Origin of the sequence: Thalassospira sp. MIT1004 (assembly GCF_001858545.1) — a bacterium.
GTDB classification, from domain to species: Bacteria; Pseudomonadota; Alphaproteobacteria; order Rhodospirillales; family Thalassospiraceae; genus Thalassospira; species Thalassospira xiamenensis.
Genome location: NZ_MCAO01000043.1, coordinates 110,800 through 117,321, shown reverse-complemented (window position 1 = coordinate 117,321; position 6,522 = coordinate 110,800). Strand labels below are relative to the sequence as shown.

The following is a 6,522-nucleotide window of genomic DNA, read 5'->3' as shown; positions in this document are numbered from 1 at the left end:
ATCACGGCCGTTCGTATAGTGTTGCACTCTTATCGGGTTTTTCAGCGCGGCAAGATATCTGCCTGCATGTATGGACATCAGATTCGCAAATCCCCGGTTTGCATCAGTCGGCAACGAACAGGTCACGCGCGGCGCGGACGACCCGGCTGATATGTTCGGCGACGGCGGCGACCCCGCGGGTGTCCTTGGTATCGGGATGCAGAAGCATCCAGTAATTTCGGGTAAAGCGGATATCGGGCAGCAGGCGGACCAGGTCGGCCACATCACGGGTGGCGTAATCATGCAGAATGCCAATGCCATGCCCGTTGCGCACTGCTTCCATCTGGGCCACGACACTGCCGCATTCAAATCGGCGCTTCATCAGTTTGCCAAGGCGGGCGGCGTAGTCAAGCGCACGGCTGTAAATCAGGTCTTCGATATGAGTGACAAACAGCCGGTCGGTCAGGTCGCGTTCAGACCGTATAGCGCCATATTGTTTGATGTAGCTTTGGGAGGCATAGACGCTAAGCGTGTAGTCGGTGAGCTTTTTGATCACCAGCCGCCCCTGTTTGGGGCGATCAAGGGTGATGGCGATGTCGGCTTCGCGTTGGGACAGCGAAAAGGTGCGCGGGAGGGGCACCAGCTGGATCACCAGATCGGGATGCCCGGCGGCAAAGCCCGCGAGTTCACGTGCAAGGAAGTAATTGCCAAGTCCATCGGGCACACCAACGCGAACGGTTCCGGCGATGCCTTCTGCTCGGCTGGGGAAGGCGGTGCCGACTTTAAGGAAGGCGGATTCAGCGGCCTCTGCCGCACCCATTAATGCCTTTCCTGCCTCGGTCAGTTCCGAGCCAGTGGTGCGCCGTTCGACAAGCTTGGTGCCCAGTTCCTGTTCAAGCGCGGTCAGTTGCCGACCGACCGTGGCGTGGTTCAGGCCAAGCTGACGGGCGGCCGAAAGGATCTGGCCCTGTCGTGCGACGGTCAGAAAGATGCGAATGCGGTCCCAATCCATGATCTATTGACTTTAAAAATTGCACATCGAATTTGCAATAATGGTAATTGATGTGCATCCATATGCATATCCATAATCGACCTGCTTTGCGGACGGTTTTTTATGATCCGCGACAAAAGATCACCACGATTATCGGGAGAAGCCGAATGTCCAGCCAGATCACCCATTACATCAACGGCAAACGTGTCGCCGGGACTTCCGGCCGGACAGCGGCCGTGTTCAACCCGGCCACCGGTCAGCAGAGTGCGACCGTTGATCTTGCATCGAAGGCCGAGGTTCGAAATGCTGTCGAAAGTGCACGTGCGGTGGCCGCGGAATGGGCCAATACCACGCCGCTGCGTCGTGCCCGTATCCTCAATAAATTCCTGGGCATCCTTGAAAGCCGTTCGGAAGAACTGGCGGCGGCAATCACGGCCGAGCATGGCAAGGTGCTTTCGGATGCACTGGGTGAAGTCACCCGCGGGATCGAGGTTGTTGAATTTGCCACCGGCGCGCCGCAGCTTTTGAAGGGCGAATTCACCGAGAATGTCGGTACCAAGGTTGATAGCCATTCGGTGCGTCAGCCGCTTGGTATTGTGGCCGGTATTACGCCGTTCAACTTCCCGGCCATGGTGCCGATGTGGATGTTCCCGGTTGCGCTTGCCTGCGGCAACTGTTTCATCCTGAAACCATCCGAACGCGATCCGTCTGCGTCGCTTCTGCTGGCGGAATGGCTGAGCGAAGCCGGTTTGCCGGACGGCGTTTTCAACGTTGTGCAGGGTGACAAGGAAGCGGTTGATGCGTTGCTGTTTGATCCGGATGTCAGCGCAATCAGCTTTGTCGGTTCGACCCCGATTGCAAAATACATCTATGAAACCGCGACCGCGCAGGGCAAACGTTGCCAGGCATTGGGCGGCGCGAAAAACCACATGATCGTGATGCCCGATGCCGATATGGATCAGGCGGTGGATGCCCTGATGGGGGCGGCATATGGATCGGCAGGCGAACGTTGCATGGCGATTTCGGTTGCGGTGCCGGTGGGCAAGGCAACGGCGGATGCGCTGGTCGAAAAGCTTGTCCCGCGCATTAACGAACTTCGTGTTGCACCGGGGACCGATCCGGCCGCCGAGATGGGGCCGCTTGTGACGGCACAGCATCGCGACAAGGTTGTCGGTTATATCAACAAGGGCGTTGAAGAAGGCGCGAAGCTGGTTGTTGATGGCCGCGACATTCGTTTGCAGGGCTATGAAGACGGTTATTTCGTTGGCGGCACCCTGTTTGACAATGTGACACCCGACATGACGATTTATAAGGAAGAGATTTTTGGCCCGGTCCTGTCGATCGTGCGGACCGATGATTTCGAAACCGCGGCCGATCTTGTTGATAGCCACGAATATGGCAATGGCACCGCGATCTTTACCCGTGATGGCGATACGGCGCGTGAATTTGCCAACCGCACCCAGACCGGCATGGTCGGCATCAATGTGCCGATCCCGGTTCCGATGGCGTTCCATTCATTTGGCGGATGGAAGGCATCGCTGTTTGGCGATCATCACATGCATGGCATGGAAGGGGTGCGGTTCTATACCCGCCTGAAAACCATTACCTCGCGCTGGCCAACGGGCATTCGCAAGGGTGCGGAATTCGTCATGCCGACGATGAAGTGATGCCGCTGGCGGCAGAAATCTTAAACTGAGCCTATCGGGCGGGGAACATCGGTTTCCCGCCCGGTTTTTATTGGGCGCGCGCGAGGAACTTTGAGGAATGCGACCAACGGTTTTGCTTTTCATGTGCTGCTGATCTAATCTTCGAAAAAATAAAAACAAAATGACCGGGAAGATCGGCGGAGGAATATCAATGAGATCGAGTGCAATGGGTGCGCCGGATTTGGCGGCATCTTCACCTGCATCGCAACCGGATGGCAAGCCGGGGCCGGAATTCGGGCCGTGGTTGGAAAAGGCATCGATCCTGATCGTCGATGACGAACCGGGCATGCGCAATTTCCTTGTCCGCACATTGGGGCCGCGCGCCAAACGGGTCGAAGAAGCCGCCGATTGCGAAGAAGCGACGAAGCTTCTGGATCAGCATCATTTTGATGTCGTGATCCTTGATAATATCATGCCGGGCAAGTCCGGGGTTGAGTGGCTGACCGAGCAGCGCGAGATCGGCTTTTTTTCCGATGCCATCCTGATGACTGCCTATGCCGATCTGGATACCGCGATCAAGGCATTGCGGGCCGGTGCGGTTGATTTTGTCCTTAAACCGTTTCGATCCAACCAGATTTTGAATGCGGTGGCGCGCTGCCTTGACCGGATGCGGTTGCGGCGTGAAAACCATGTTTTGCGCCATGAATTGCGCGCAACATCCGATCACGTCCTGTTACGCGACAAGCTGATTGGCTATTCTGCGCAAATCCAGGAAATCCGCGAGACCATTGCACGAGTGGCACCACTTCCGACATCAATCCTGATTTCCGGCGAAAGCGGCACGGGCAAGGAAGTGACCGCACGGTCATTACATGCGTTATCTGACCGAGCCGAAAAGCCGTTCGTGCCGATCAATTGTGCCGCCATTCCGTCCGAGATGATAGAGGCCGAATTGTTCGGGCACCTGAAAGGGGCCTTTACCGGGGCGCAAACCACGCGCGACGGGCTTTTCATGCATGCGCAGGGTGGTACATTGTTTCTGGATGAGGTCGGGGAATTGTCGCTGGCGACGCAAAGCAAGCTTTTGCGCGCGATTGAAAGCCGCCGTATCCGCCCGGTAGGGTCGGAGCGCGAGGCACCGGTCGACTTGCGGTTTGTCTTTGCCACCAATGCCGATCTGGAGGCCGAGGTTGAGGCGGGCCGTTTCCGAGCCGATCTGTTTTACCGGATCAATGTCATGCATATCGCTATGCCGCCGTTGCGGGAGCGCGGGGATGATGTGCTGGAACTGGCCAGTTTGTTCATGAGCAAACTTTCAAAGCAGCTTGGCGTGCCGCAAGTGGCGATGGATGGGGCGGTGCGGGCCGGATTGACGCGATATGACTGGCCGGGGAATGTGCGCGAATTGCGCAACCTTGTCGAACGCACCCTGATCCTTGGGCGGTTCCCGGCCGAGTTTCGTGATGAACAGGCCGGTGCCGAAGGACATGCCGACCATGACGAAACGCTCGAGGAAATGGAGCGCCGTCACATTATGGCGATGGTGCACAAGACCGACGGCAATCGTAGTGAAGCCGCAAGGCGTCTGGGCATTTCGCGCAAGACAATTGACCGCAAATTTGCCGATTGGGCCGACTGATGCAGTGGCCGGGCCGCCGCACCAAACGCACGCGGTCTGTGCGGTTCAAATTGCTGGCGATTGCGTTATTGCCAACACTGGTCATCCTGCCGCTTTTGCTGGGCGTGATGATGGTGCGTTGGAACAGCAAGTTTGACGCGCTTTTGACATCAAAGGTCAATGGCGACCTGACGATTGCCCATCAATATTTCACCCATATCCTTGAAACCACCGGGGAGCAGATCGAGGCCCTTGGCCAATCGGTGACGTTTCGTGAGGTTCTGACATCGGGGGATCGGGCGCGGATTGATGATCTGCTGGCGGCGAAACGGGCCGAGCTTGGTCTTGATTTTCTGTATATTGCCAACCGGCAGGGGCTTGTTTCGGGGGCGGCCCCCCGGCAGGCCAACCCGCGGCTTGATGCAGACTGGCCGGTGATTTCAACCGCCCTTTCGGGGGCGTCCTTGACCGGGGTGGACATCTTTGACAATGCCGATCTGGCGGCGATTTCGCCCGATCTGGCGGCACGCGCGCGGCTTGATCTGGTGCCGACACCCAATGCAGTGCCAACCACGCGCGATGCCGAAACGCGCGGCATGGTTGTGCATTCGGCAAGTCATGTTTCCCTGCCCATGGTGGGGCCCGAGGACATTGATGGCGCGCTGGTCGGGGGCATATTGTTAAACCAGAACCTTGTGTTCATTGATACGATCAATGATCTGGTTTACCGCGAAAGCAGCCTTCCGGAAGGCAGTCAGGGGACGGCGACGCTTTTTCTTGATGATGTGCGAATCAGCACTAATGTGCGGCTGTTTGAAGGGCGACGTGCGCTGGGCACCCGTGTTTCGAGTGCGGTGCGCCAGAATGTTCTGGAAGACGGGAAGGTGTGGCTTGATAGCGCGTTTGTCGTCAATGACTGGTACATTTCGGCCTATGAGCCGATTGTGGACAGCTTTGGCGACCGTGTCGGGATGCTGTATGTCGGGTTCCTTGAAGCGCCGTTTGCCCAGACGAAATATGAAAGCCTGCTGATCATCATTGCGGCGTTTCTGTTTGTCGCGACGCTGAGCGTTCCGATCTTCCTGCGATGGGCGCGCGGTATTTTCAAGCCGCTTGAACGTATGACCCAGACGATTGCACGGGTCGAGAGCGGAGACTTTGGCGCACGAACCCATATTGATCAGGTGCAGGATGAAATATCGCTGGTGGCGGAACATCTTGATGATCTGCTTGATCAGGTGCAGGAACGTGACAAACGTTTACGCGCCTGGAACGAGGAACTGAATGCGCGGGTCGATGCGCGCACCAGCGAACTTCGCGAAGCCAACCGCCAGCTTGAAGCGACGACCAAGCAATTGATCATGTCCGAGAAACTGGCAGCCATCGGTGAAATTACCGCCGGTGTGGCCCATGAAATCAACAATCCGGTGGCGGTGCTTCAGGGGAACCTTGATGTGGTGCGTGATTTACTGGGCGAAAATGTGCGAATTGCCGAAACCGAATTCCGCCTGATTGATGAACAGGTCAGCCGCATCAACCTGATTGTCACCAAGCTTCTGCAATTTGCCAAACCCGAAGAATATGCCGGATTTGTCGAACGCCATTCACCAGGCGAGGTGATTGGCGACTGCCTGCCACTGGTCCAGCATCTGTTGAACAAGGCCGATATCGAGGTTGCGCGCGAGAGCCAGGCCAGACGGCTTATTCTGATGAACCGGACGGAATTGCAGCAGGTGGTGGTCAATCTGATGGTCAATGCCCTGCATGCCATGCCCGGAAGTGGCACCCTGACCCTGATTGACGAGGATTTTGATCGAAACGGAAAACCTGGCATTCGCATTTCGATCCGCGATACGGGAACGGGGATGTCGCAAGACATACTGGGGCGTATTTTCGATCCTTTCTATACGACCAAGCGCCGCGAAGGCACGGGGTTGGGCTTATCGATCAGCAAAACCCTGATTGACCGGCAGGGCGGGGCCATGGCGGTTGAGAGCGAGCCGGGCAAGGGCACGTTATTCACCATCTGGTTGCCTGAAGCGGATTGATTGTTCTGCCATTAGGTTGGACATTTTGTCCGGATGGTGCATTGCACAGTAAAAATTTGTTGGACATTTTGTCCACCCGCGTGCGCTGCAATATGATGATTGTCTTTCCAAAACTTCCAGAAAATCAGGCAACAGGCTGAATGGCATAGCGATTGCGACGGTGTGGTTTCCGGGTCTTACCGATATGGCCTTGCAGCATTCATCCGATTTGGGGGGATGGGGCCGCCGGATGAACATAAT

4 protein-coding genes are annotated in these 6,522 nt (G+C 56.7%); 3 read left to right on the top strand and 1 reads right to left on the bottom strand.

Annotated features, from left to right (window positions below):
- Positions 1-103: 103 nt before the first annotated feature.
- A complete protein-coding gene (locus BC440_RS16575; RefSeq protein WP_071240627.1) occupies positions 104-991 on the bottom strand; it encodes a LysR family transcriptional regulator in 888 nt (295 codons plus the stop codon).
- A gap of 146 nt (positions 992-1,137) precedes the next feature.
- Between BC440_RS16575 and BC440_RS16570 the strand changes: the two genes are divergently transcribed.
- The 3 genes from BC440_RS16570 to BC440_RS16560 all read left to right on the top strand — a co-directional run bounded on the left by BC440_RS16570 (position 1,138) and on the right by BC440_RS16560 (position 6,282).
- Positions 1,138-2,637 (top strand): CoA-acylating methylmalonate-semialdehyde dehydrogenase, encoded by a 1,500-nt coding sequence (locus tag BC440_RS16570; protein WP_062953560.1) that lies wholly within the window; start codon positions 1,138-1,140, stop codon positions 2,635-2,637.
- A gap of 190 nt (positions 2,638-2,827) precedes the next feature.
- On the top strand, positions 2,828-4,255 hold the full coding sequence (locus tag BC440_RS16565; protein WP_071240626.1) for a sigma-54 dependent transcriptional regulator: 1,428 nt from the start codon (positions 2,828-2,830) through the stop codon (positions 4,253-4,255).
- Positions 4,255-6,282 (top strand): cache domain-containing protein, encoded by a 2,028-nt coding sequence (locus tag BC440_RS16560; RefSeq protein ID WP_071240625.1) that lies wholly within the window; start codon positions 4,255-4,257, stop codon positions 6,280-6,282. Before BC440_RS16565 ends, BC440_RS16560 begins: the two co-directional genes overlap by 1 nt.
- Positions 6,283-6,522: the final 240 nt, after the last annotated feature.

Coding starts and splice junctions, on each gene's coding strand:
- BC440_RS16565 (WP_071240626.1), top strand. CDS start 2,828: ATGAGATCGAGTGCAATGGGTGCGCCGGATTTGGCGGCATCTTCACCT.
- BC440_RS16575 (WP_071240627.1), bottom strand. CDS start 991: ATGGATTGGGACCGCATTCGCATCTTTCTGACCGTCGCACGACAGGGC.
- BC440_RS16570 (WP_062953560.1), top strand. CDS start 1,138: ATGTCCAGCCAGATCACCCATTACATCAACGGCAAACGTGTCGCCGGG.
- BC440_RS16560 (WP_071240625.1), top strand. CDS start 4,255: ATGCAGTGGCCGGGCCGCCGCACCAAACGCACGCGGTCTGTGCGGTTC.